We start from the raw sequence: 24988 nt of genomic DNA on the forward strand, positions 1-24988 counted from the left end.
AATTTAGGATCTAAAATCCTTCGCTCCTGCAGGCAAATACCCCTCCCACTCCTGAATCGGCCCAATCGCATTTACAGTCCTCTTCTCTACCGCTCAGCCCACATCTCGCAGAAATCCTCACGGATGTGAGGATTATGTTGCAGATCAGCACGAAGCATCTAAAATCCTCACGAACATGCGGAATTTAATCCTATGGCCCTGCACCAGCCATAAAACCGCTCATTACAGAGCGTGTGAAAACGCCCTGACCGTAGGCAAATCCAACGCCCCGACTGGTTCGGGGCGTTGGTGTTTTTGATGGCTGGAAATGGAAGACGGGATTTATCCCAACAGTTCGATCAACCGACGGGCACCCAGCACATTGATGGCTCGTTTCAGGTTGTAGGCGTTGACCGCCAGGGCCATTTCCGTCCGCGCTCCCCGCAGTTGTCGGAGCAGGAAGCGACCATTACCCAAAATCCACTGCTTCAGATTGCCGAAGGGATGTTCGACGATGGATCGGCGCCTGAGCATCATCTCTGGATGCGCCTGCATCCGCTGATGCATGCGTTCGAACGCAGCTTCATGGACATGCCGACTCACGTGTCGACGCTTGGCCTTGGTGCAGCGTGATTTCAAAGGACAGCCCGCGCAGTCATCCTGCACGGCATAGATGCGCTGTAGGCCACTGACCTGCTTGAACAGTAGCCACTTGCCCGCCGGGCATTGGTACTGATCGTTTTCTGCGTCGTAGCTGAAGGCGCTGCGATCGAATAGCGGTGTGTCGCCGCCCTTGTTATTGATGCCTCGATTCTCCGGCACACAGGCCGTGATCTTTGCATCGTCACAGGCTTGAAACTGTTCACCATTGGAGTAGCCGGCATCGGCTGTAACCGTCAGCGCTTCCTGTTCTAGGATCGCCTGGGCGGCCTTGGCCATAGGTTCCAGTTGCTGGTTATCGCTGCCGTCCTGAGTGACGACATGATGCAAGATCAGCCCATGCTCGCCATCTACCGCGCTTTGCACGTTATAAGCCACGCGAGCCCCCTGGTGGGTACGCATCATGCGGGCCTCGTCCTCGCCCAAGACGAACTGATCCAGCCCCTGTGCCTCCATCAACGCCTGGGCTGTCAGGTTATCGGCATGTCGGCTCTCCAGGTGCTGCAGCGCAGCCTTGACCGCACTGCGATCAACCCCTTCAGTTGAAGTAGCGGTGATTATCGAGCTACCGCTGGGCGAGCAATCGGTCACGGTAAAATGGCCAGCCTCCGATCCTGAAGGTTGCGCCCGCTTTGTCCGTGAGCTCGCCCAGTGATCCGCGTGGATAGTATCTGGCTCGCCACCGAGCCGATGGATATGCGTGCGGGTACTGAAACCGCGTTGGCCCGCGTGGTGGCGGTGTTCGGTGCGGCGAAGCCGCACTGCGCCTATCTGTTCGCCAATCGCCGCGCCAACCGCATGAAAGTTCTGGTGCATGACGGCGTGGGTATCTGGCTGGCCGCGCGGCGCTTGCACCAGGGCAAGTTTCATTGGCCAGGCATCCGGCACGGCTCGGAAGTCGAACTCGACACCGAGCAACTTCAGGCTTTGGTACTGGGGTTGCCCTGGCAGCGAGTCGGCGCAGCCGGCGCGATCACAGTGCTGTAGCACCTGCCATTAGCCCATCGGTTTATCTCCGCTGACCGCCTGCTCTGGCACAATCAGCGGCATGACTTCCTCGCCCAATCTCGACCAACTGACACCTGACCAGCTGCGCGCACTGGCCGCGCAGTTGCTCACGCAAGTCGATGCGATGGGCAAAAAGATCCACCGCGATCAAACAGTCATCGAGCAGCTCACCCACGAAATCGCATGGTTCAAACGGCACAAGTTCGCCAAGCGCAGCGAGCAGCTAAGCCCTGATCAGGGCAGCCTGCTTGATGACCTGCTCGACACCGACATCGCCGCCATCGAGGCCGAGCTGAAAGCCGTCAATCCTCCGGTTACCCCAGCCGAACCACGCCAACAACCCAAGCGCACACCGCTGCCACCGCAATTTCCGCGCACCGTGATCCGTCACGAGCCGGAGAACACCCAGTGCGCCTGCGGTTGCCAGCTTCAGCGCGTCGGCGAAGACGTCAGCGAAAAGCTCGACTACACGCCGGGCGTGTTCACCGTCGAACAGCACGTGCGTGGGAAATGGGCCTGCAGCCAGTGCGAAACACTGATCCAAGCACCCGTACCGGCCCAGGTGATCGACAAGGGCATCCCGACTGCCGGGCTACTGGCTCACGTGATGGTGGCCAAGTTCGCCGACCACCTACCGCTGTACCGGCAGGAGAAAATCTTTGGCCGTGCCGGCCTGGCCATCGCTCGTTCGACACTGGCGCAGTGGGTCGGGCAAACCGGCGTGCAGCTCCAGCCCCTAGTCGATGCGCTGCGCGAAGCGGTGCTTGCCCAGCGCGTGATCCATGCCGACGAAACCCCGGTTTCGATGCTCGCGCCCGGCGAGAAGAAGACCCACCGTGCCTACGTCTGGGCCTACAGCACCACGCCCTTCGCCGATCTGAAGGCCGTGGTCTACGACTTCAGCCCCAGCCGTGCCGGCGAGCATGCGCGCAATTTTCTTGGCCAGTGGAATGGCAAGCTGGTCTGCGACGACTTCGCTGGCTACAAGGCCAGCTTCGAGCAAGGCATCACCGAAATCGGCTGCATGGCTCACGCCCGCCGCAAGTTCTTCGATCTGCACGCGGCGAACAAAAGCCAATTGGCCGAACAGGCGCTGCACTCTATCGCTGGGCTATACGAAGTCGAACGCCAAGTGCGCGACATGAGCAATGAAGAACGCTGGCGAATACGGCAGGAAAAGGCTTCACCGCTCCTCGACGCACTACATGACTGAATGCTGGCCCAGCGTGATCTTGTGCCCAACGGCTCATCCACGGCGAAAGCTTTGGATTACAGCCTCAAACGCTGGGTAGCGCTGACGCGCTACCTGGACGATGGCGCTGTGCCCATCGACAACAACCAAGTCGAGAACCAGATCCGCCCGTGGGCTCTAGGTCGCTCCAATTGGCTGTTTGCCGGGTCGCTACGCAGCGGCAAACGGGCGGCGGCAATCATGAGCCTGATCCAGTCGGCGCGGATGAATGGGCATGATCCGTATGCCTATCTCAAGGATGTGCTAACGCGACTGCCGACTCAGAAGGCCAGCGCTCTGGCCGAGCTGCTGCCGCACAACTGGGTATCCGTCGGCAAGGTGTAATGCCCGTTCGCTTACCAAGAGATGCCCTTCTCGAATAGCTGAATGCACCGAGTGCACATTGAGCCGCTCGGCGCGGAATTGGTGAAAAGCTAGTGGCTGGCTGCGCCTGTGTTGGCTCGGTCAGGCTTCGGGCAGCCTCACCCTAATTGGGGCTAACAGTTGATCGACTATCAGAGGCAAGCCAACAACAACTGCCGATAGTGCTGAGAGAAACTGACCTGATAGCTCGGCTCAGCAGCAACATCTATCAGCGAGTAGGCGCCCCTCGAACCTGCGCCAACCCCCTGCCCACCCTCGCTATCGCAGCTGCCATCAACATCGCTGACACCCTCCATCCCACCAGCCATCGAGCCAGCAGGAGCGGCGGGCATCTGCACCTGACTCAGCACCGCCAAGTCATCCGGCAGATCATCCGCAATCCGCTCGGCAAAGCTACGCAATGTGGGCTCCGCCAGCATGAACAACCAGGCCTGGTCATCAGGTTCACCGATGCGCCGCAGCACCCGCCCCAACACTTGACCAAAGACACAGAGAATACCGAACTCGACCGCGCCTGGCATGCATCCTTGGCTTGCCCACTCCGATCATGGCCTCAGCCCAACCTCATTAGCAGCCAACCTGTGAATCATTTTGCCACCAGATCAGGGCCGCGCGTATCCGCTGCTTCCAGCCAGATACTCTGGCCTGATAGGCATCAGGCGGACCTTCTTTCGGGTGATGCACAGAGTGCAAAGGCTCACAGTACTTCGCCATGGTGCCTGGCCAGCGCAACGAGCCTTTCACTGTCTCCCTCAAGATCCTGTCTATGCATTTTCCTGCCTCAACACCTGCTTTGAAGCCCATGATCCGCGTTGACATGGTCTTCCGGTTGTCTGAGGTATCTATTTCTAGAAGGTAGCGTTGATCGCCGTTTTGCAGCTTGAACTTTGCCAGCAGATAACAGCGTGATTTTTCGTGATCGATCATGTGGTAGCTGCAGCGTGGAACGAGCGGCAGCGGCCTCACCTCCAGTGATACCAGCGCAACTCCAGACTCTTGGGTGATTTGCTCAAGAACCTCTCGGAGTAGCGAGAAGCGATCTGCAAGCCATTCATGCTCGTCCCCATCACGCTCTCCCTCACCCAATTGTTGGATTTCTCCTGACGCTATGCTGCCCTCGCTCACAGGATCAGCCACGCTGAAGAGTTGGCTTTCTCTGCTCGGGTATTGCTCGTCGTCGACCTTCTTGCCATGACCGTTGGCACGCTCCCCGTTGTAGGCGATCTTGGTGCGCAGCTGAGCATCAAACGTGATCCCCTCAACAGGCAGATGAATCAACCTCTGCTCCTTGGCAGCAGTCGGCTCTTCGTCAGTATCCACCTCCAACTCCTTGGCTCCCGATGGCACGGATACACAGCCTGTGCTATCTCCCCTGACGGGTAACTTGAGAGCAGGATGGTGGAAAAAAATATCACCGCGATGGCTAAACCGGAGCCCCTGAAGCTTTTCGATCTCCCAGACCAGCAATTCGTTGCTTTCCGGATCAAAGGGGCCTCGCACATCCATGGTGGTACCCACGAGGGAAGGGGGTGCCATGAAGTCGAACTGCCACCTGGCATACGCCGACTCTTGCGGTACCCGCTCTTGCCTTTGATTGAGGCTTTGCCAGATTGACTCGAAGGATCGCTTCACATCCTGATTCAGCAGCAGCCAACTGAAATGGTCTCTGTATCCCTTGATTTTGAGAAGCTGACTTGGCGCACCTGTCTTCGGGGGCGTATGGATATGAACAACATCGCCTTCTCTGTAGAGCGTGAAGACCATGTCCAAGCCATTCGGTGCGAAGGCTGCACGGACGATGAAGGCAGCGTGGAAGAACATTTTTCGCGCCAGCTCGAATTTCGGCAACCAGACGGTCAGACCATCGACCTCGAACACAAAGCATCGCTGTCCAGATATCTCAGGATTTGCAGCAAGCCTTCTGGCCAGACGTGGGCACTCACCCAACGGCCTTTCCCGCCAGGTATCTATTGCAGGAAGCACCACCGTCTTCTTGAAACCACTGGGACGATAAGGAGCCTCTTCTTCGCCAAGAAACTCGCGACCAACGGCCAAGACACACGACATCTCCTGTGCGAACCGCTGCAACTGCAACCGACCGTTACGCTCAAAGAGAGCCGCCAAGCGCCACTCGGCTGCCTGAGTCGGGGCCCTGAAAAAATTTCCAACGGCCAGCAACCTGGATCCGTTCGGGATCTGACGAAATACTGTCCTATTCAATCCATCTTCCTATCAATCGAATGAACGCAGTGGTCAGCGGTGCCACCCTGCTTTTTCCCAATCCACAACGCTTTTCCAGCTCCCAGCGCCTAGACGTTATGCCTGTCTGTACATCCTTCAGCATCGCTGCAGTCAGGCGACGGATCTGATACTCGCCGACGGACTCGGCATAGCGATCCAGGAAGGTGCAGCAAAGAGGCAATTGATCGAGACGGTGCTCGACTGATGCCCGATGGGGTAGCTGCTGCAGGAACCAGTTGCGACTCCTGCGCGGAAGGCCCAGGTCTTCTTCGCTACCTCTACCAATCCGGATCAGCAGGCGCACCAACCTTATGTCACGCGCTCGCCAGTCGATGTGGCTGTTGTTGCCCTGTCGGCGCTGCCTGACCTGGTTCGCAACCATCAGCCAGTGTCGGTCATGACGATAGAGCCAGGCGTAACATGCCCCTGCTCCGTCTTGCCTGGCTGCCTTGGCTCCACCGTGATTAGCCAGTGCTTGCAGCCAAATGGCTCGGTACTGCTGCTTTTGCTCAAACTCAGCAGGGAGCAGCTGCACTGACCGCTCGGAGGCAAGGTCGACCTGGCGAGTCTTCGCCTCGCTGATCAGCTCGCCAGCATGCTGGCCAGGGCGCAGGCTGGTCCAGACGATCAGATGCTGCAGCGCACTGAATCCCTTGCGATGCTTCCTGAACATCGCCAACAGCCAAGGTGGAGGCTCTCCGGATGTCAGCAGACCGTTCGCAGCAAGCCAATCCCTTTGATGGGATGCCAGGATCTTCTCCCAGATGACTTCAGCCCTGACCTGCCGGCCTCGCCTGGCGCCGCACTCTGTAGCCAGGTACCGGTACAGGTTGGTCCAGCGTCCGTAGCCAGGCGATTGCACCTCTTCGAGCGCCAGCAGCTGCATAGCAGCCTTGGCGAGCCTGATAGCCTCTTCGCCCACGGGACTCACGCGAAGATCACGGGGCAGAAACAGTGGAGAGGCTGTATGAAACTCGTGCCGCTGCGCTCGACGGAACGGGATAGGTGAGTTCAGGAGCTGACAGCCATGCTCGGGACAGGCATCTATCCCTTGAATCTGCCAGCTACGCCGCCAGTAGGGTTCACCGTAGCGCGCAGCCATATCTTCAAAGCAGATCGGGCAGTAACGCAGCCAATCGGGCCACTTGACCAAGGCCGTCGAGGCCCCAGACAGACCAATCGTCGGCCGGTCGGGAGCAAGCATGGCCTGAAAAAGATCGGTACGGCGCTCCGGCGGAATGAAAGGGGCATAGAGCGGGAACAGCGTGTGATTCAGGATCATGCCTTCCGCATCCAAGCCCGTGTTGTTCGCCAACGCAGTCAGGTGTGTGGGCAGATCGGTGATCGCGGCAACCTTGCTGTCACCGAAAAGCATGTGCAGCAAGGTCTTGTGGCTGCCTATCCCCAGATGTACCCGGCACCGGGCAATACCGCTGTAAAGCAGTTCGTCCGGGTAGAGCCTGGGGAAGTACATGTCAGCTCGCTCTCAGCAGAGGCCGTAGATCGAGGATCAAGCCAGCCTGCTTGAATCTGTCATAGGCCTCGCTTTCAGGCCCATCGGCATAACGTCGGCGCAGATCCTCCTCGGATAGGCACCCCCACTCCGTCCGCTTAACTCTGGAAATGCCGGGCCTCTTGGGAGCGTCCTGCGCGAGGTAGGCCGTGGCCTTGTGAATCAGGGCCGCCAGCGGGATGTCCGGATTCTCCGCCAACAATTCATCGGCCATGGGAATGGCGATGTCCCTCGGGATTTCCATACCTTCGAGCAGGGCGGCCAACCGCTTTGCCTTGTCATCAGCCGGAGGGGCCGGTGGTTTAGGTTGGGGGACGCTATCCAGAGAGCGAGTCAGGGTCAGCAACCGTCCCTCGATCTCTGGCATCAGCAGGTCGTCATATTTGGCGATCAGCTCGGGCCTACCGCTCCGCAAGGCCGCCAGCATCGGATGGACCGGTTTGAACTCGTCCTCGAAAACCCTGCGCAGCAACAGCGGCTTAATGCACTCGACACCTGTCACTATCGCCCGGATCTGCGCCAGCGCGAACAGCTTGATGACGATGTCCATGACCCCTTGGGTGAGGTCGTACATCGTAGCCTCCAGTTCATCATCCAGCGGCGCCGCATTTCGCAGCCACTGATACTTCCAAAGCCGCTTCAACAGACGCTTCCAATGCTCGTCCCGAGGCAACCTATCCCAGCGGATGCTGCCCAACCCGGAGACCCGCCGAGCAGCCCGGAACGTGCGCTGGAAGAACTTGCTGGCCCGGTGGGTGCCGACCTGAATGATCGGAACACCGATGGTGTTCACCAGCGACACGAAGAAATTGTGCATTTTCTCGGCACCACCGGAGCGTGCCTCGTTGAGGTTCTGAACCTCGTCGATGATCAACACTCCGAGCGCGTGCAGATTGGCCACCTGGCACATGGATGCCAGCAGACGTTTGGTACCCAGCTTCTTGCGTCCGTGGCTACGGCTGTAGTGGGTACCCAGGATCTTGTCTACTTCGTTGAAGAAGCTCAGGCACAGCTCATCCAAATCACCATCAATTGGGCAGTCAATCTTCAGGTAGACCAGTTGGGTGATGTTGTAATCAGGGTGATGGAGAGCTTGGTGGTACATGCCCAGAATCCGCTCCAGCGTGCGCGTCTTGCCGCAACCGGAGCAGCCGAACAGCGACAGGCTGTTGGCCGTAGAGGAGACACTCTGGTACACCGCCGCATCCAGATCCTCTTCCTCGACACGGCGATAGCCATTCTGCAGGTGCGCATACCAGGCACCGCTGGCCGGATTCCGACCGATGTACCCTTGACGGATCATCAGACTGATCTTGCTCTCCAGCTCCAAGTGATGGCTCAGCGGCTGGAAGAAGCCGTGCAACAGGCGGGCAATCGCATGTGCCCTGAGCCGACCATCCAGAAGCGCCTCCTGCGGCTCGAAACCGGGAAGCTGCTGCAATAGACCGACCACCTCCTGCAGATCAGGAATCGGAGGCAATGCGCTGATGAGCGGATTGTCCTGATACTCGGGAAGCTGCTGCTCCTGGTAACGCGCCAGGGGAATGACTCCGCGCTGGAATTCTTCAGTCATCCTCTTCCTCCTTGAATATCAGGTCACTGAGATCTGGGAAGGCATAATCTTCCTGCTTCTCGCCCCGCAGTGGGATCACATCGGCTGGCTTTTCCTGCTGTGCTTTCTCCGGTTTGAATGCTGTTTTTTGGCGTTCCTGGCGCTTTTCCTGCTGCTTGTTCTCGCGGATCTGGGTTCCCAGATCCTTCGTGGTCATACCCGTTTTGACCGGACTGGCATCCTCTGCCTGGGCAACGATGGACTCGATCTGCTTCAGAAGATTGCCTCTCTCTACCAAAGCTTCCGCCGCCGCGTTGGTATCGCTACGCCGTTCCTCTCTGGACAGCAGCCAGACATCCCAGAAGGTCATCCCCCTGAAGCGTCGACTGCGGTCGGCAAGATCGCAAACCCAGTAGTCCTTGAGACTATTGGACGGCCGCAGGTAGATGTGGTCGGCGCTACGCGGATCGTATGCGACCGTTACCCCTGTCGGCCGGCGCCCCTGGCCTCGGTGAAACCAACCCTCCCTGATTGCTTCCTGGCAGGTGTAGAAGCAGCCGAACAGCCTGATTCCCAGCTCCGAAACCGTGGCCGACTCATGGGGCAAGAGATTTATCCGCACCAGCTCCTCGGGCGCAGTACGTAACCGGCCGGTCAAGTTGGCCAAGCCCCAGTTCCACAGCATGACCGGGATGGCTGGCAGATCGCCCGGCATACCAGAGGTTCTGTCGTATTTGCTCAAGGTATGAAAGTTGTTGTGGTAGAGGATGCCGGCAATGATGATCTGGGTGAACTCGGGCAAGGTCAGACTGGCATCAAGTCTGTAGTCGTGGCCACCCCGCTTCCGGCTGGTGGTGTCCTCGACCACACCGCTGGCATAGGGCTTGAAACGCTCCTGCACCGTCCGGAAATAACGCTCGACGATCCCCTTGGCATCTCCTCGCCTGGCCGGTGCATTCTCGATGCGAACGCCGAAGGCTTGGGAAAATGCTTCCACCTTGGTGCCATTCAGTTCGCCCTTATCGGCCAGCACCACATCCGGCAAGCCTTTGACCGGCCAGTCGCTGGCATCGATCTCCACGCTATACTGGCGGCAATACTCAACCTTGTCGGCGACCGTGTTGGCCAATGCCACCATGGCACTGACCCAGGAAGGTCCCTCGAATCCGACGTACATACCAACGACCATGCGGCTGAACACGTCGATCACCATGTAAACGACAGGCCTGCCGACGATAAGGCTGCGATCATGTTCTGAAACCAGATAGATATCGGCGATGGTGGCATCGATCTGGTAGCGGTATCCGGGCCCCAGTGCCTCGGTCGTCGATGTACTGCTGAGCGGTCGGAAGTCCTTGGCAAAATCCACTGCGGACACCCTGCATGGCAAGGTGTCGGTGAAGTGATATTCGCGCCCATAGAAGTAACGGAACTGCCCCAATGTAGGCAGTTCGGAGGTCGGCAGCTCCGTCAGAACAGCACGGAGCAGATTCAGCCCGGCGGCGTAGGCATCAGGAATGGACGGATGTTTTTCCTTGAGCAAACGTTCCTCGATGACCCGGCGAAAAATGCGCTCGATGTCCGGCGTGACATTGCTCCCTTTCCCCTCCATCACCACTCTGGGCCTGCCCAGCTTGGCCTGGTTCGGCTTTCTGCGCTTGCCACGGGCGCCCGAGTTGACATAGTCCGGCAAGAGGGCATTCCTGCACATGCCTCGCTGCCAGTAGCGCCTCAGTAACCTATACACCGTCTGATTGGTGACACCATGGCGCTCCATGATGCCTCTGACAATGAGCCCTCTGGGGCGCCGCACGAAAAGCTGGGGGTCGTGCACAAAATCCGCCAGCATTCCCCAAGCTTCATCACGCTTCTGCTGATCAAGGGAACCTTCCTCAACCTCCCGTAGGACTGTTTCCTCGAAGGGATCGGCAATGCTCTCCAGCTCCCGCTCCATGATCAGACGCTCCAGCTCTACAATCGATATCGGTTCGGGCAACGCCGTGTCCGAATCGATATCGATCCAGATTGCCTGCTCGGTACCGGACCAAAGCAGGCGCTTTCGCAGTTCCCCCATCCGGAACACCTGATTAACGGGCAACACTGCTCAGCTCCTGATGCATTTGATGAGAGTTGGCAACCAGGTCTTTCGGCTTCAGCTCCCGGTAAGGAGTGTCAAGATCGAAAAGGAAACAGTGCCGGGCCAGCAACTGGCGTAGCCAATAGAGCGCCTGACCGGCCTCCAGCTGGCCGGAGGTATCCAGTCCTTGGGCAATAGCGGTCAGCTTCCGGTCTGGGTGACGCTGAAACTCGAGCAGAAACAGCTGCTGGTAATGGGCGAGATCGTCCTGAGCGATGTCGCCTTCAGCATGGGCAGAATAGAGCCATTGGATATTGGCAAATGCCACCTTGGATACCTCGCGCTCCGTGACGATGACCCAGGGAATACCTTTTTCCTGCCAGTAGCGCCTTTCAAGCTCAAGCCTCTCGATAACTTCAGGCTTCTGCAGGTCGGTACTGTACTTGGCCTGAATCGCGATGCTCGGGCGCTGAGGATCTTCGAAATCCACCAGAAAGTCGCTGGTCAGTACCTGCGGGGTACCCTTGTAACAACCGTGGGGCAGGCCAAGCTCCTCGGCGATGCGCACCGTATCTTCGACCCGCATCGGAAACTGTTCACGGATATCGGTGACATGGGGAGACCGATCCAAGGTCAGGAAGATGGCCAGTTCAAGATCGGATAGAAGATGGTGTAAACGCCGGGTCTTGCTGCCAGGCAGGCGGTGGGAGCGACCCAGCGAGGACACGTCCCTGGTGTAGATGAACGGCTTGTAGTCTGATCCCTGGCCTTGGCCACGCCCGTCCTTGAGCCTTCTATCGATCTGGGCCTGGGTCAGCCCCTTGAATGTTCCAGACATGAGAAAGCCTGCCCCCGCTGTGTCGATGACCTCAACATAGCGGATGCAGGCTCAGAATGAAACTTTATTTATACGGATGATACTTTATTTATACGGATGAACCTTTATTTGCATCCCACAATTTGAAACGATTACTTAGCGTTATTTACTCGACAGTAACCGACTTGGCCAGGTTACGCGGCTGGTCAACGTCAGTACCCTTGAGCACGGCTACGTAGTACGACAGCAACTGCAGTGGAATGGTGTACAGGATCGGCGCCAGCGCGTCAGCGATGTGCGGCACCTTGATCACGTGGGTGCCTTCGCCATTGGTCATGCCCGCCTGCTCGTCGGCGAACACAACCAACTCACCACCGCGAGCACGCACTTCCTGCAGGTTGGACTTCAGCTTCTCCAGCAGTTCGTTGTTCGGCGCGACGGTAACCACCGGCATGTCATTGTCCACCAGTGCCAATGGGCCGTGCTTCAGCTCACCCGCCGGGTAGGCCTCGGCGTGGATGTAGGAGATTTCCTTGAGCTTGAGCGCACCTTCCATCGCCACCGGGTACTGCGCACCACGGCCGAGGAACAGGGTGTGGTGCTTGTCGGCGAACAGCTCGGCGATTTTCTCGACGGTGGCATCCATGGCCAGGGCTTCGCCCAGGCGGGTCGGCAGGCGACGCAATTCTTCAACCAGCTCGGCTTCGACACCCTCTTCCAGGGTACCGCGCACCTGGCCAAGGGCCAGGGTCAACAGCATTAGCGACACCAGCTGGGTAGTGAAGGCTTTGGTAGAGGCCACGCCGATTTCAGGGCCGGCCAAGGTCAGCAGGGTCAGGTCCGACTCACGCACCAACGAGCTGATGCCCACGTTGCAGATCGCCAGGCTGCCGAGGAAACCCAGCTCCTTGGCGTTGCGCAGCGCGGCCAGGGTGTCGGCGGTTTCACCGGATTGCGAGATGGAGACGAACAAAGTATCCGGCTGCACCACCACCTTGCGGTAACGGAATTCGCTGGCCACTTCCACCTGGCACGGGATGCCAGCCAGGCTTTCCAGCCAGTAACGGGCGACCATACCCGCGTGGTAGCTGGTGCCACAGGCGACGATCTGCACGTTGCGCACTTTGGCGAACAGTTCGGCAGCCTTCGGGCCGAAAGCCTGGACTAGCACGTTGTCCTTGCCCAGACGGCCTTCCAGGGTGCGCTGAACAACGCTTGGCTGCTCGTGGATTTCCTTGAGCATGAAGTGGCGATAGTTGCCCTTGTCGGCAGCTTCGGCGCCTTCATGGTACTGCACGGTTTCGCGCTGGACCTTGTTGCCTTGCTGGTCCCAGATGGTGACCTGATCACGGCGGATTTCAGCGATGTCGCCTTCTTCCAGGTACATGAAGCGGTCGGTGACCTGACGCAGCGCCAACTGGTCGGACGCCAGGAAGTTTTCACCCAGGCCCAGACCGATAACCAGCGGGCTGCCGCTGCGTGCAGCTACCAGGCGGTCAGGCTGCTTGGCGCTGATCAGCGCCAGGCCATAGGCACCATGCAGGCGCTTCACCGCTGCTTTCAGCGCGTCGGCCAGGTCCGGAATGCTCTTAAGGGTGTGGTGGATCAGGTGAACGATGACTTCGGTGTCGGTCTGGGACGTGAAGATGTAGCCCAGGCCTTTCAGCTCTTCACGCAGCTCTTCGTGGTTTTCGATGATGCCATTGTGCACCACAGCCACTTCATCGCCCGAGAAGTGCGGGTGGGCGTTGCCTTCGGTCGGCGCACCATGGGTAGCCCAACGGGTGTGGGCGATACCCAGCTGGCCTGCCAGTGGCTCAGCAGCAACCGCAGCTTCCAGCTCGCTGACCTTGCCAATGCGGCGGCGGCGCTGCAATTCACCGTTCTGGGTGAGAACCGCCAGGCCGGCGCTGTCGTACCCGCGGTACTCAAGACGCTTGAGGCCTTCGATCAGGATGGCTGTGATATTGCGCTCGGCGACGGCACCAACGATTCCACACATGTTTTATTGCTCCTGGCTGATCGCGGCGCAGATCAGGTTGATGCCGCGGGCTTGAATTTGTTCGCGTGCCGCTGCAGGCAGGCGTTCATCTGTAATAAGGGTATGTACGCTGCCCCAGGGCAGCTCGAGGTTAGGGATCTTGCGCCCCACCTTGTCCGACTCGACCATCACGATCACTTCACGGGCAACTTCGGCCATGACCCGACTGAGCCCAAGCAGCTCGTTGAAGGTAGTAGTACCCCGGCCGAGGTCGATGCCGTCGGCACCGATGAACAGCTGGTCGAAATCGTAAGAGCGCAGTACCTGCTCGGCGACTTGGCCCTGGAATGATTCGGAATGCGGGTCCCAGGTGCCACCGGTCATCAGCAGTACCGGCTCGTGTTCGAGGTCGCAAATGGCACGGGCTACATTCAGCGAATTGGTCATTACTACCAAGCCCGGCTGGCGCCCCAGTTCGGGGATCATGGCTGCCGTGGTGCTGCCGCTGTCGATGATGATGCGCGCATGTTCGCGGATTCGCCCGACGGCGGCACGCGCAATGGCCTTCTTATAGGAAGACACAGGCTGGGCCGGCTCACCGAGCAGTTCTTGCGGCACCGGTACCGCGCCGCCGTAGCGGCGCAGCAACAGGCCGTTGGTTTCGAGGGCGGCGAGGTCTTTGCGAATGGTCACTTCCGAAGTTTCGAAACGCTTGGCCAAGGCGTCCACGCTCACCTCGCCCTGCTCGCTGAGCAAAGCCAGGATGTTGTGCCGCCGCTGCGGTGTGTTTCGTTTCGACATGAGCTCTTAAGTTTCGTTTCGAAAGATAATGGTTGCAATCAAAACCTAAGACGCTCGTCTCGTCAAGCAGTAGCTGCCCTGTGGATAATTTCTTCTGCTTTTGGCAGGGTCCCTGTAGGAGCGGCCTTGTGTCGCGATGGGCTGCAAAGCAGCCCCGGCAATTTCAGGTTCACCTCGAAATCCAAGGGGCCGCGTTGCGGCCCATCGCGACACAAGGCCGCTCCTACAAGGGATTACCAATAGCCCAATAAAAAAGCCGACTTATTCACATAGGTCGGCTTTGGATCGAAACAGCTGTGAATAACTCAGCTCTTCTTGGTTTTCTCCGGGCGCTTCCAACCCGAGATGTTGCGCTGGCGTGCACGGGCCACCGCCAGGTCGCCAGCTTCAACCGTCTGGGTAATGGTCGAACCGGCTGCGGTGGTCGCGCCGGCCTTGATTTCCACAGGCGCCACCAGCGAGTTGTTCGAACCGATGAACACGTCCTCGCCCATCACCGTCTTGAACTTGTTGGCGCCATCGTAGTTGCAGGTGATGGTGCCGGCGCCGATGTTGGTGCGCGCACCGATTTCAGCATCGCCCAGGTAAGTCAGGTGACCGACCTTGGCGCCTTCACCCAGGTGTGCGTTTTTCAGTTCGACGAAGTTACCCACATGGGCCTTTGCGTCCAGTACGCTGCCCGGGCGCAGGCGGGCGAACGGGCCGGCATCGCTGCCCTCGCCCATCACAGCGCCTTCGAGGTGGCTGTTGGCCTTGACCACCGCGCCTTTGCGCAGCGTGGTGTTCTTGATGACGCAGTTAGGGCCGATCTGAACATCGTCCTCGATGACCACCTTGCCTTCGAGAATCACGTTGATGTCGATGAGCACGTCACGACCAACGGTCACTTCACCCCGTACATCGAAGCGCGCCGGGTCGCGCAGGGTCACGCCCTGGGCCATCAGGCGGCGGCCTTCACGCAGTTGGTAGTGACGCTCCAGCTCGGACAGCTGGCGACGGTCGTTGGCGCCCTGCACTTCCATCGGGTCGTGTGGCTGCTCGGTGGCCACCACCAGGCCGTCAGCCACCGCCATGGCGATGACGTCGGTCAGGTAGTACTCGCCCTGGGCGTTGTTGTTCGACAGGCGGCCCATCCAGTCGGCCAGGCGCGCGGCTGGCAACGCCAGAATACCGGTGTTGCCTTCCTTGATGGCTTTCTGTGCATCGTTGGCGTCCTTGTGCTCAACGATGGCAGTCACCTGGCCTTGCTCGTCACGCACGATACGACCATAGCCGGTCGGGTCTTCGAGCGTGACCGTAAGCAGGCCCAGTTGCTGATCACTGGCTTTGGCCAACAAACGCTGCAGGGTCTCCACTTCGATCAACGGCACATCGCCGTACAGCACCAGCACGGTATCGGCGGTCAGCGCTGGCAAAGCCTGGGCAACAGCATGGCCGGTACCCAGCTGTTTATCCTGCATGACGAAATTCAGGTCGTCAGCGGCCAGGCGCTCGCGAACCAGCTCGGCGCCATGGCCAATGACCACGTGAATACCTTGTGGCTGCAGTTGACGTGCGCTGTGGATAACATGGCCGAGCATAGAGTTGCCGGCTACCGGGTGCAGCACCTTGGGCAGCGCCGAGCGCATGCGGGTACCTTGGCCGGCGGCGAGAATAACGATATCGAGTGACATTACTGGCTACCAATCCTGGGCGGTCAGTGAAAGACCGGGGGGAGAAAACAGAAAAAGAAAAAGGGTAGCCGAGGCTACCCTTTTACTCAATCGCAATAGAAGTGATCAGCCAAAGGCCAATTACTTGCCTTTGCGCATTTGCTGAACGGTACGCAGCTGGGCTGCGGCCTCGGCCAGACGTGCGGCGGCGGCACCGTAGTCGAAGTCCGCGCCTTTCAGATTCAGGGCGTTCTCGGCAGCCTTGAGGGCTTCCTGAGCTTGCGCTTCATCCAGGTCTGCAGCACGTTGCACGGTATCGGCAAGCACCTTGACCATGTTCGGCTGAACCTCGAGGAAGCCACCAGAGATGTAGAACACCTCTTGGGTGCCACCCTGCTTGGTCAGCGTGATCGGACCAGGCTTGAGATTGGTGATCAGCGGCGCGTGGCCCGGAGCGATACCAAGATCACCCAGGTTACCGTGCGCTACTACCATCTCGACCAGGCCGGAGAAAATCTCTCCTTCCGCGCTGACGATATCGCAATGGACTGTCATAGCCATCTGCTTGCCTCAACCTGATAGCGCCCCTTGCGGGGCGCAGGAATTACAGTTTCTTGGCTTTCTCGATCGCTTCGTCGATGCTGCCGACCATGTAGAACGCTTGTTCTGGCAGGTGGTCGTAGTCACCTTTGAGGATGCCGCTGAAGCCAGCGATGGTGTCTTTCAGGGAAACGTACTTGCCTGGCGAACCGGTGAAGACTTCGGCCACGAAGAACGGCTGCGACAGGAAGCGCTGGATCTTACGAGCGCGGGCTACCAGTTGCTTGTCGTCTTCGGACAGTTCGTCCATACCCAGGATCGCGATGATGTCCTTCAGCTCTTTGTAACGCTGCAGAACATACTGAACGCCACGAGCGGTGTCGTAGTGCTCGTTGCCGATCACGTTCGGGTCCAGCTGGCGCGAAGTCGAGTCCAGTGGGTCGACTGCTGGGTAGATACCCAGGGAGGCGATGTCACGGGACAGAACGACGGTGGCGTCCAAGTGGGCGAAGGTGGTCGCTGGCGACGGGTCGGTCAAGTCGTCCGCAGGTACGTATACGGCCTGTACGGAGGTGATCGAACCTTCCTTGGTGGAGGTGATACGCTCTTGCAGAACGCCCATCTCTTCAGCCAGGGTCGGCTGGTAACCTACTGCCGAAGGCATACGGCCCAGCAGTGCGGATACTTCAGTACCGGCCAGGGTGTAACGATAGATGTTGTCGACGAACAGCAGAACGTCGTTACCTTCGTCACGGAACTTCTCAGCCATGGTCAGGCCGGTCAGCGCTACGCGCAGACGGTTTCCTGGTGGCTCGTTCATCTGACCGTAGACCAGCGCTACTTTGTCGAGAACGTTGGAGTCCTTCATCTCGTGGTAGAAGTCGTTACCCTCACGAGTACGCTCACCCACACCAGCGAACACGGAGTAACCGCTGTGTTCCATGGCGATGTTACGGATCAGTTCCATCATGTTTACGGTCTTGCCGACACCGGCACCACCGAACAGACCAACTTTACCACCCTTGGCGAACGGGCAAACCAGGTCGATAACCTTGATGCCAGTTTCCAGCAGGTCGTTGCCGCCTGCCTGGTCAGCGAACGAAGGCGCTGGCTGGTGGATACCGCGACGCTCTTCTTCGCCGATCGGGCCGGCTTCGTCGATCGGGTTGCCCAGTACGTCCATGATACGGCCCAGAGTGGCCTTACCAACAGGGACGGAAATGGCAGCGCCGGTGTCGACGACATCCAGACCACGCTTCAGGCCTTCGGTCGAGCCCATCGCAATGGTACGAACCACGCCGTCGCCCAGCTGCTGCTGAACTTCCAGGGTGGTTTCCGCGCCTTGTACTTTCAGCGCGTTGTATACACTCGGCACGACGTCACGTGGGAATTCCACGTCGATGACGGCGCCGATGATTTGAACGATACGTCCGCTACTCATAGCTGGATCCTCTGAATATGTGAACCGTTAAACCGCGGCAGCGCCGCCGACGATTTCCGAGATCTCCTGGGTGATCGCAGCCTGACGCGCCTTGTTGTAGATCAACTGAAGCTCTTTGATCAAATCACCGGCGTTGTCTGTGGCGTTCTTCATGGCGATCATCCGGGCCGCTTGTTCAGCAGCGTTGTTCTCGACCACCGCCTGGTACACCTGCGACTCCACGTAACGCACCATCAAGCCGTCCAGCAGCTCTTTTGCGTCGGGTTCGTACAAGTAATCCCAGTGATGCTTGAGATCCTGATCCGGGGTTGCCACCAACGGTACCAATTGCTCGACCGTTGGCTTCTGGGTCATGGTGTTGATGAACTTGTTCGAAACCACCGAGAGGCGATCGATACGGCCGTCGAGGTAGGCGTCCAGCATCACTTTGACGGAGCCGATCAAATCGTTGATCGATGGCTCTTCGCCCAGGTGGCTGATCGCGGCTACGACGTTGCCGCCAAAGATGCGGAAGAAAGTCGCACCCTTGCTGCCGATCACGCACAGGTCGATTTCCACGCCCTGTTCGCGGTTTTCGTTCATGTCCTTGACCAGGGCCTTGAACAGGTTGGTATTCAAGCCACCGCACAGACCACGGTCACTGCTCACCACGATATAACCGGCGCGCTTTACAGGGCGCTCGATCATGAACGGGTGACGGTATTCCGGGTTGGCGTTGGCCAGATGACCGATCACCTGGCGGATACGCTCCGCGTAAGGACGGCTAGCAGCCATGCGCAGTTGTGCCCTGCGCATCTTGCTGACCGCCACTTTCTCCATGGCGCTGGTAATTTTTTGCGTGCTTTTGATGCTCGCAATCTTACTGCGAATCTCTTTTGCGCCTGCCATGTATCACCTATCAGGTTAGCAAGCGGGGGCCAGAGCCCCCGCTGCGGCTTACCAGGTCTGGGTGGCCTTGAACTTCTCGATACCGGCTTTCAGGCCTGCGTCGATTTCGTCGTTGAAGTCACCCTTCACGTTGATCTTCGCCATCAGTTCAGCGTGATCACGGTTGAAGAAGGCGATCAGTGCTTGCTCGAAGCTGCCGATCTTGGAGACTTCTACGTCGGTCAGGAAGCCACGCTCAGCGGCGTACAGCGACAGAGCCATGTCCGCGATGGACATCGGCGCGTACTGCTTCTGCTTCATCAGCTCGGTTACGCGCTGACCATGCTCCAGCTGCTTGCGGGTCGCTTCGTCCAGATCGGAAGCGAACTGGGCGAATGCAGCCAGTTCACGGTACTGAGCCAGTGCGGTACGAATACCACCGGACAGCTTCTTGATGATCTTGGTCTGAGCGGCACCACCTACACGGGATACCGAAACACCGGCGTTCACTGCAGGGCGGATGCCCGAGTTGAACATGGCCGATTCCAGGAAGATCTGACCGTCGGTGATGGAAATCACGTTGGTCGGAACGAACGCGGAAACGTCGCCAGCCTGGGTTTCGATGATCGGCAGAGCGGTCAGGGAACCGGTTTTGCCAGTCACAGCGCCGTTGGTGAACTTCTCGACGTATTCTTCCGAAACGCGCGATGCACGCTCCAGCAGACGGGAGTGGAGATAGAACACGTCGCCTGGGTACGCTTCACGTCCTGGTGGACGGCGCAGCAGCAGGGAGATCTGACGGTAGGCAACGGCCTGCTTGGACAGGTCATCGTAAACGATCAGGGCGTCTTCACCGCGGTCACGGAAGAACTCGCCCATGGTGCAACCGGCGTATGGCGCCAGGAATTGCAGTGCGGCGGATTCCGAAGCACTGGCAACTACCACGATGGTGTTGGCCAGGGCGCCGTTTTCTTCCAGCTTGCGAACGATGTTGGCAACGGTGGAACGCTTCTGGCCGACAGCAACATAAACACAGAAAATACCGGAGTCTTTCTGGTTGATGATGGCGTCGATGGCCATGGCGGTCTTGCCGATCTGACGGTCGCCAATGATCAGCTCACGCTGGCCACGGCCGACTGGGATCATGGCGTCGACGGATTTGTAGCCAGTCTGTACAGGCTGGTCTACCGACTTACGCCAGATCACGCCTGGAGCAACTTTTTCGACCGCGTCGGTCTGGGTGTTGCCCAGAGGACCTTTGCCGTCGATCGGGTTGCCCAGTGCGTCGACGACGCGACCCAGCAGTTCCTTACCAACCGGAACTTCCAGGATGCGGCCGGTGCACTTGGCGCTCATGCCTTCGGCGAGGGTGTCGTATGCACCCAGGATCACTGCACCTACGGAGTCTTGCTCCAGGTTCAGGGCCATGCCGTAGACGCCGCCCGGGAACTCGATCATTTCGCCGTACATGACGTCGGCCAGACCGTGGATCCGCACGATACCGTCGGAAACCGAAACAACGGTACCTTCGTTACGGGCTTGGGAGCTCACATCGAGGTTGTCGATGCGGCCCTTGATGATTTCACTAATTTCGGAAGGATTGAGTTGCTGCATTGCTCTGCTGCCCCTTCAAACTCAAGATTTCAATGCTTCGGCCAGTTTCGCGATCTTGCCGCGAACAGAGCCATCGATTACCAGGTCACCAGCGCGGATGACGACGCCGCCAATCAGGCTGGCATCCTCCGACGCGTGCAGGCGCACTTCCTGGCCTAACCGTGCACTGAGAACCTTGGCGAGTTTGTCTTGCTGTTCTTGGTTCAACGCGAAGGCACTGGTGACTTCCACGTCCACGGATTTCTCTTGCTCGGCCTTGTACAGGTCGAACAGAGCGGCAATCTCCGGCAGAAGCAGGAGACGGTCGTTTTCCGCGGCAACATGAATGAAATTCTGTGCCTGTGCATTGAACTTGTCACCGCACACGTCAATGAACGTGGCGGCCTTTTCTGCGCTCGTCAGTCGCGGGGCCTTGAGCAGGCGCTGCATGGTGTCGTCTTGCGACACCGCAGCAGCCAGGCCGAGCATGGCTGACCAATTGGCCAGTTGCTGATGGGCCTGGGCATGCTCAAAGGCAGCCTTAGCGTAAGGTCGGGCCAACGTGGTCAGTTCTGCCATGATCGCCCTCGCTTAAATTTCAGCGGCCAGTTTGTTAACCAGCTCCGCATGCGCGTTTTGATCGATTGTGGCGCCAAGGATCTTTTCAGCACCACCAACAGCCAGAGCACCCACTTGGGCACGCAGGGCGTCTTTAGCGCTGTTCAGTTCCTGTTCGATCTCGGCCAGAGCCTGAGCCTTCACACGGTCAGCTTCGACGCGGGCCTGGTCACGGGCTTCCTCGACAAGCTGAGCAGCGCGCTTCTTGCTTTGCTCAATGATTTCGGCTGCCTGTGCTTTAGCTTCACGCAGTTGCTGACCCGCTTTCTCTTGGGCCAGCTCCAGGTCGCGAGCTGCGCGGTTGGCAGCGTCCAAGCCGTCGGCAATCTTCTTTTGGCGCTCTTGCAGGGCAGTGATGACCGGAGGCCATACATACTTCATGCAGAAGAGTACAAAAATCAGAAAAGCAACGGATTGGCCAATCAGGGTTGCATTAATGTTCACGCCAACACCTCGCTCGGTCTTTATTCATACAGCCATCAACTCGTGGTGACGAGTGATTAGCCGGCGATCTGACCAACGAACGGATTCGCGAAGGTGAAGAACAGAGCGATACCAACACCGATCATGGTTACGGCGTCGAGCAGACCGGCAACGATGAACATTTTGACCTGCAGCATCGGAACCATTTCTGGCTGACGAGCAGCGCCTTCCAGGAATTTGCCGCCCAGCAGGCCGAAACCAATGGCGGTACCCAGAGCACCCAGGCCGATCAGCAGAGCAACAGCGATAGCGGTCAGACCAACTACAGTTTCCATCTTTCCTCCCGACTTTTACGTCGTATTGGTTAGGTTTTTAGTTTGAAGCGGTAAAACAAATCGTTTGGTACAGCATGCCCTTGCGGACTTTTTAAGCCCTCCCCCCGAACAGGCGGGGAAGGCTATCAGACACGCCAGGCGGTCTTAATGGTTATCTTCGTGGGCCATCGACAGGTAGACGATGGTCAGCATCATGAAGATGAAAGCTTGCAGGGTGATGATCAGGATGTGGAACACAGCCCACGCCCATTGCAGCACCACACCCAGGCCGCTGAGCCACAGCAGGCCGGAGCCGAACATTACAGCGATCAGGATGAACACCAGCTCGCCGGCATACATGTTGCCGAACAGACGCAGTGCCAGCGAGATCGGCTTGGCGATCAGGGTGACGAATTCCAGCAGGAAGTTGACCGGAATCAGCAGGATCTGCACGAAGATGTTCTTGCTGCCGAACGGGTGCAGGGTCAGCTCACCGATGAAGCCGCCCAGGCCCTTGACCTTGATGCTGTAGAAGATGATCAGGGCGAACACGCAGAAGGCCATGGCCAGGGTCGCGTTCGGGTCGGTGGTCGACACGGCGCGGAACGGAATGTGCGGGTCACCGGAGATCAGGATGGCCAGCTGAGGAATCCAGTCGACCGGTACCAGGTCGACGGCGTTCATCAGGAATACCCAGACGAAAATGGTCAGCGCCAGCGGTGCAATCACCGGGCTACGGCCGTGGAAGGAGTCCTTCACGCTGCCGTTGACGAAGTCCACCATCACTTCAACGAAGTTCTGCAGGCCGCCAGGCTGGCCGGAAGTCGCCTTCTTGGCCGCCATGCGGAAGATGAACAGGAAGATCAGACCCAGCGCGACGGACCAACCCAGGGTGTCCAGGTGGAACGCCCAGAAGCCCATTGCCTTGGCTTCTGCAGCCGAATGGGCGAAGCCCCAGCTGCCGTCTGGTAGTTGACCGTAGGTCAGGTTCTGCAAGTGGTGCTGGATATAGCCCGAAGCGGTTTCTGCTGCCATGGTTGCCTCAAACGCCCTAAGGTCTCGAAAGTCTTTTATTCATCAGCAGGGGCGCGAACCAGCTGACCAAAAGGGTCAACACGAAGACGCCGAATACTGCTAACGGCGCCAGTGGCTTCACTCCTGCGAAGGTCAGTGCAAAAAGCACTGCCGTCAAAATCATCTTGCCTGCCTCGCCAGCGTAAAACGACTTGACGATGGCTTGTGCCGCCCGAGCCCCGCTGAAGCGAAAAGCCTTCCAGGCGAAATACACATTGGGCAGCCAGGCAATCAAACCTCCGCAAAGGCCTGAATATCCACTGACCGCCCCTTTCCACTGCCACAACACCAAGGTTGCCAGCAGCAGTACGACGAATTGAGCCAGCAGTACCGGAAAAACCGCCCAGCGATGGAAAGGCAGGCGGTTTGGCGTGCGGATTTCCATCACAACTGCTCCTCGGAAGTCGACCAACAAGTCAGTTATGACTTGGCATAATTTGTGCCGACAAAATGCGCGCAGAGTATAGGGGTGGATTAACCCCTATTCAACTCTTCGGTAGTGATTTCCGACTGCGCGCTACAACAGCAATTGTTTCAGCGGATGTGAGAAAGCACGCCTTGCAACTCGTCAAGCGAGTTGTAGCGAATAACCAATTGGCCTTTTCCCTTGTTGCCATGACGGATCTGCACGGCGGAGCCCAGGCGCTCTGCGAGCCGCTGTTCAAGGCGTGCGATATCCGGATCAGGTTTGCTCTGTTCGACCGGATCAGGTTTGTCGCTGAGCCATTGGCGAACCAATGCCTCGGTTTGGCGCACGGTGAGGCCACGTGCGACAACATGACGCGCCCCCTCCTCCTGACGGCTTTCGTCCAGACCGAGCAATGCACGGGCATGGCCCATCTCCAGATCGCCATGGGCGAGCATGGTCTTGATCGCTTCGGGCAAGGTAATCAGGCGCAGCAAGTTGGCCACGGTTACCCGCGATTTGCCAACGGCGTCAGCCACCTGTTGCTGGGTGAGCTCGAATTCCTGCTGCAGACGCTGCAGGGCCATGGCCTCTTCCAGCGGGTTGAGGTCTTCGCGCTGGATGTTCTCGATCAGCGCCATGGCGATGGCGGCTTCGTCCGGCACTTCGCGGACCATGGCCGGGATCGTGTCCAGGCCGGCCTGCTGGGTGGCGCGCCAACGGCGCTCACCGGCGATGATCTCGTAACGGTTGTCGCCGATCGGGCGGACCACGATCGGCTGCATCACGCCATGAGTGCGAATCGAGTGCGCAAGCTCTTCCAGCGCCTCCGGGTCCATGTCCCGGCGTGGCTGGTACTTGCCACGCTGGATCAACTCGACCGGCAGGTGTTGCAGTTCTTTCTGGTCGATCTTCACAGCCTGCTCTTCGAGCGCGCTGACGGAAGGACCACTGAGCAGTGCATCCAACCCACGTCCGAGACCCCGTTTCTTGACGGCCATACGGATTCCTTAAGTTGTTTGTGCAGTGCGTGATTGACGGCGTTGACGGCGAACCAGTTCCCCAGCAAGGGCCAGATATGCCAGCGCGCCGCGCGATTGCTTGTCGTAAGCCAGGGCCGGCATGCCGAAGCTGGGGGCCTCGGCCAGGCGAATGTTGCGCGGAATGACCGTGTCGTACAGCTGCGGGCCAAAATGCTCTTTCAGCTGCGCCGAAACATCGTTGTTCAGGCTAAGGCGCGGATCGTACATGGTCCGCAGCAGGCCCTCGATCTTCAGCTCCGGGTTCAACCGGGCGGCGATGCGCTTGATGTTATCCACAAGGTCGCTGAGACCTTCCAGTGCGTAGTACTCGCACTGCATGGGGATAATCACGCCATCGGACGCGACCAGGGCGTTGAGCGTGAGCATCGACAGCGACGGCGGGCAGTCGATGAGGATGTAGTCATAGTTCTCACGGATGGGTGCCAGAGCGTTGCGCAGGCGGCTCTCCTTGACCTGCATTTCCAGCAGCACCACTTCGGCGGCGGTCAGGTCGCGGTTGGCCGGCAGCAGCTGGAAGCCTCCGTGTTCGGAGTAATGCATGGCCTGGGCCAGGTCGCATTCCCCGATGAGCAGGTCGTAGACCGAGTGCTCGAGCTCGTGCTTGTCCACGCCGCTGCCCATGGTGGCGTTGCCTTGCGGATCGAGGTCGATCAGCAGCACACGACGCTTGGTCGCGGCCAGCGAGGCGGCGAGATTGATACAGGTGGTGGTCTTGCCTACACCACCTTTCTGGTTCGCGATTGCGAATACCTTAGCCATTGATGCGCGTGTTC

General features: G+C 58.8%; 21 protein-coding genes and 2 pseudogenes. 2 read left to right on the top strand and 21 right to left on the bottom strand.

Annotated elements, in window-relative coordinates; translation table 11 throughout:
• Positions 1-321: 321 nt before the first annotated feature.
• A pseudogene (locus tag Q9451_RS31395) lies at positions 322-1191 on the bottom strand (transposase); the annotation flags it as partial.
• 108 nt (positions 1192-1299) lie between these two features.
• Here Q9451_RS31395 and tnpB point away from each other — a divergent pair.
• Together tnpB and Q9451_RS31405 are read left to right on the top strand one after the other, a co-directional pair.
• Entirely contained in the window at positions 1300-1626 is a 327-nt protein-coding gene (tnpB, locus tag Q9451_RS31400; protein ID WP_145991801.1) for an IS66 family insertion sequence element accessory protein TnpB, read from the top strand.
• 61 nt (positions 1627-1687) lie between these two features.
• Positions 1688-3223 (top strand): annotated as a pseudogene (locus Q9451_RS31405) (IS66 family transposase).
• Positions 3224-3393: 170 nt separating this feature from the next.
• Here the strand turns inward: Q9451_RS31405 and Q9451_RS31410 are convergent.
• The 20 genes from Q9451_RS31410 to Q9451_RS31505 all read right to left on the bottom strand — a co-directional run bounded on the left by Q9451_RS31410 (position 3394) and on the right by Q9451_RS31505 (position 24974).
• Positions 3394-3783, bottom strand: coding sequence for a hypothetical protein (locus Q9451_RS31410; protein WP_213705092.1), 390 nt, complete (start codon positions 3781-3783; stop codon positions 3394-3396).
• A 46-nt stretch (positions 3784-3829) separates the two neighbouring features.
• The gene (locus tag Q9451_RS31415; RefSeq protein ID WP_345960876.1) at positions 3830-5482 is read right to left on the bottom strand and encodes a Tn7-like element transposition protein TnsE; all 1653 of its coding nucleotides are present in this window, start codon (positions 5480-5482) and stop codon (positions 3830-3832) included.
• Positions 5475-6977, bottom strand: coding sequence for a TnsD family Tn7-like transposition protein (locus tag Q9451_RS31420; RefSeq protein ID WP_219806459.1), 1503 nt, complete (start codon positions 6975-6977; stop codon positions 5475-5477). Before Q9451_RS31420 ends, Q9451_RS31415 begins: the two co-directional genes overlap by 8 nt.
• A gap of 1 nt (position 6978) precedes the next feature.
• A complete protein-coding gene (locus Q9451_RS31425; protein ID WP_219806458.1) occupies positions 6979-8589 on the bottom strand; it encodes an ATP-binding protein in 1611 nt (536 codons plus the stop codon).
• A complete protein-coding gene (locus tag Q9451_RS31430) occupies positions 8582-10642 on the bottom strand; it encodes a Mu transposase C-terminal domain-containing protein (RefSeq protein WP_219806463.1) in 2061 nt (686 codons plus the stop codon). Before Q9451_RS31430 ends, Q9451_RS31425 begins: the two co-directional genes overlap by 8 nt.
• Before the next feature lie 13 nt (positions 10643-10655).
• Positions 10656-11483: a TnsA endonuclease N-terminal domain-containing protein gene (locus tag Q9451_RS31435; protein ID WP_213705111.1), complete on the bottom strand. Its 828-nt coding sequence runs from the start codon at positions 11481-11483 to the stop codon at positions 10656-10658.
• 145 nt (positions 11484-11628) lie between these two features.
• Entirely contained in the window at positions 11629-13464 is a 1836-nt protein-coding gene (glmS, locus tag Q9451_RS31440; RefSeq protein ID WP_012274905.1) for a glutamine--fructose-6-phosphate transaminase (isomerizing), read from the bottom strand.
• 3 nt (positions 13465-13467) lie between these two features.
• Positions 13468-14244, bottom strand: coding sequence for a DeoR family transcriptional regulator (locus Q9451_RS31445; protein WP_012274906.1), 777 nt, complete (start codon positions 14242-14244; stop codon positions 13468-13470).
• A gap of 305 nt (positions 14245-14549) precedes the next feature.
• Complete coding sequence (gene glmU, locus Q9451_RS31450; protein WP_012274907.1) at positions 14550-15917, bottom strand: bifunctional UDP-N-acetylglucosamine diphosphorylase/glucosamine-1-phosphate N-acetyltransferase GlmU; 1368 nt, start codon at positions 15915-15917, stop codon at positions 14550-14552.
• 120 nt (positions 15918-16037) lie between these two features.
• Positions 16038-16457: a F0F1 ATP synthase subunit epsilon gene (locus tag Q9451_RS31455; protein ID WP_012274908.1), complete on the bottom strand. Its 420-nt coding sequence runs from the start codon at positions 16455-16457 to the stop codon at positions 16038-16040.
• A gap of 43 nt (positions 16458-16500) precedes the next feature.
• Positions 16501-17877 (bottom strand): F0F1 ATP synthase subunit beta, encoded by a 1377-nt coding sequence (gene atpD, locus Q9451_RS31460; RefSeq protein ID WP_012274909.1) that lies wholly within the window; start codon positions 17875-17877, stop codon positions 16501-16503.
• 27 nt (positions 17878-17904) lie between these two features.
• Positions 17905-18765, bottom strand: coding sequence for a F0F1 ATP synthase subunit gamma (gene atpG, locus Q9451_RS31465; protein ID WP_012274910.1), 861 nt, complete (start codon positions 18763-18765; stop codon positions 17905-17907).
• Between the two features lie 48 nt (positions 18766-18813).
• Positions 18814-20358 carry a F0F1 ATP synthase subunit alpha gene (gene atpA / locus Q9451_RS31470; protein ID WP_012274911.1) on the bottom strand — a complete coding sequence of 515 codons (1545 nt, stop codon included), beginning with the start codon at positions 20356-20358 and terminating at the stop codon, positions 18814-18816.
• Positions 20359-20379: 21 nt separating this feature from the next.
• Positions 20380-20916, bottom strand: coding sequence for a F0F1 ATP synthase subunit delta (locus Q9451_RS31475; RefSeq protein WP_003253191.1), 537 nt, complete (start codon positions 20914-20916; stop codon positions 20380-20382).
• Between the two features lie 12 nt (positions 20917-20928).
• Positions 20929-21399, bottom strand: coding sequence for a F0F1 ATP synthase subunit B (locus Q9451_RS31480; RefSeq protein WP_003260032.1), 471 nt, complete (start codon positions 21397-21399; stop codon positions 20929-20931).
• Positions 21400-21455: 56 nt separating this feature from the next.
• A complete protein-coding gene (atpE, locus tag Q9451_RS31485; RefSeq protein WP_003097235.1) occupies positions 21456-21713 on the bottom strand; it encodes a F0F1 ATP synthase subunit C in 258 nt (85 codons plus the stop codon).
• Positions 21714-21857: 144 nt separating this feature from the next.
• Positions 21858-22727 carry a F0F1 ATP synthase subunit A gene (gene atpB, locus Q9451_RS31490; RefSeq protein ID WP_003260030.1) on the bottom strand — a complete coding sequence of 290 codons (870 nt, stop codon included), beginning with the start codon at positions 22725-22727 and terminating at the stop codon, positions 21858-21860.
• Positions 22728-22743: 16 nt separating this feature from the next.
• Positions 22744-23151, bottom strand: a complete 408-nt coding sequence (locus tag Q9451_RS31495; RefSeq protein WP_008092225.1) for a F0F1 ATP synthase subunit I — start codon at positions 23149-23151, stop codon at positions 22744-22746.
• Positions 23152-23300: 149 nt separating this feature from the next.
• Positions 23301-24173: a ParB/RepB/Spo0J family partition protein gene (locus Q9451_RS31500; RefSeq protein ID WP_012274912.1), complete on the bottom strand. Its 873-nt coding sequence runs from the start codon at positions 24171-24173 to the stop codon at positions 23301-23303.
• Between the two features lie 9 nt (positions 24174-24182).
• Positions 24183-24974, bottom strand: a complete 792-nt coding sequence (locus Q9451_RS31505; protein WP_012274913.1) for a ParA family protein — start codon at positions 24972-24974, stop codon at positions 24183-24185.
• Between the last annotated feature and the right edge of the window lie 14 nt (positions 24975-24988).

It is taken from the genome of Pseudomonas sp. NY8896, assembly GCF_039634505.1.

What these genes read in the sequence shown, in the direction of transcription:
- Q9451_RS31430 (WP_219806463.1), bottom strand. Translation starts at nt 10,642, where the DNA reads ATGGGGGAACTGCGAAAGCGCCTGCTTTGGTCCGGTACCGAGCAGGCA.
- atpG (WP_012274910.1), bottom strand. Translation starts at nt 18,765, where the DNA reads ATGGCAGGCGCAAAAGAGATTCGCAGTAAGATTGCGAGCATCAAAAGC.
- Q9451_RS31505 (WP_012274913.1), bottom strand. Translation starts at nt 24,974, where the DNA reads ATGGCTAAGGTATTCGCAATCGCGAACCAGAAAGGTGGTGTAGGCAAG.
- Q9451_RS31495 (WP_008092225.1), bottom strand. Translation starts at nt 23,151, where the DNA reads ATGGAAATCCGCACGCCAAACCGCCTGCCTTTCCATCGCTGGGCGGTT.
- Q9451_RS31475 (WP_003253191.1), bottom strand. Translation starts at nt 20,916, where the DNA reads ATGGCAGAACTGACCACGTTGGCCCGACCTTACGCTAAGGCTGCCTTT.
- atpA (WP_012274911.1), bottom strand. Translation starts at nt 20,358, where the DNA reads ATGCAGCAACTCAATCCTTCCGAAATTAGTGAAATCATCAAGGGCCGC.
- Q9451_RS31445 (WP_012274906.1), bottom strand. Translation starts at nt 14,244, where the DNA reads ATGTCGAAACGAAACACACCGCAGCGGCGGCACAACATCCTGGCTTTG.
- atpE (WP_003097235.1), bottom strand. Translation starts at nt 21,713, where the DNA reads ATGGAAACTGTAGTTGGTCTGACCGCTATCGCTGTTGCTCTGCTGATC.
- glmS (WP_012274905.1), bottom strand. Translation starts at nt 13,464, where the DNA reads ATGTGTGGAATCGTTGGTGCCGTCGCCGAGCGCAATATCACAGCCATC.
- atpB (WP_003260030.1), bottom strand. Translation starts at nt 22,727, where the DNA reads ATGGCAGCAGAAACCGCTTCGGGCTATATCCAGCACCACTTGCAGAAC.
- glmU (WP_012274907.1), bottom strand. Translation starts at nt 15,917, where the DNA reads ATGTCACTCGATATCGTTATTCTCGCCGCCGGCCAAGGTACCCGCATG.
- atpD (WP_012274909.1), bottom strand. Translation starts at nt 17,877, where the DNA reads ATGAGTAGCGGACGTATCGTTCAAATCATCGGCGCCGTCATCGACGTG.
- Q9451_RS31500 (WP_012274912.1), bottom strand. Translation starts at nt 24,173, where the DNA reads ATGGCCGTCAAGAAACGGGGTCTCGGACGTGGGTTGGATGCACTGCTC.
- Q9451_RS31425 (WP_219806458.1), bottom strand. Translation starts at nt 8,589, where the DNA reads ATGACTGAAGAATTCCAGCGCGGAGTCATTCCCCTGGCGCGTTACCAG.
- Q9451_RS31420 (WP_219806459.1), bottom strand. Translation starts at nt 6,977, where the DNA reads ATGTACTTCCCCAGGCTCTACCCGGACGAACTGCTTTACAGCGGTATT.
- Q9451_RS31455 (WP_012274908.1), bottom strand. Translation starts at nt 16,457, where the DNA reads ATGGCTATGACAGTCCATTGCGATATCGTCAGCGCGGAAGGAGAGATT.
- Q9451_RS31435 (WP_213705111.1), bottom strand. Translation starts at nt 11,483, where the DNA reads ATGTCTGGAACATTCAAGGGGCTGACCCAGGCCCAGATCGATAGAAGG.
- Q9451_RS31410 (WP_213705092.1), bottom strand. Translation starts at nt 3,783, where the DNA reads ATGCCAGGCGCGGTCGAGTTCGGTATTCTCTGTGTCTTTGGTCAAGTG.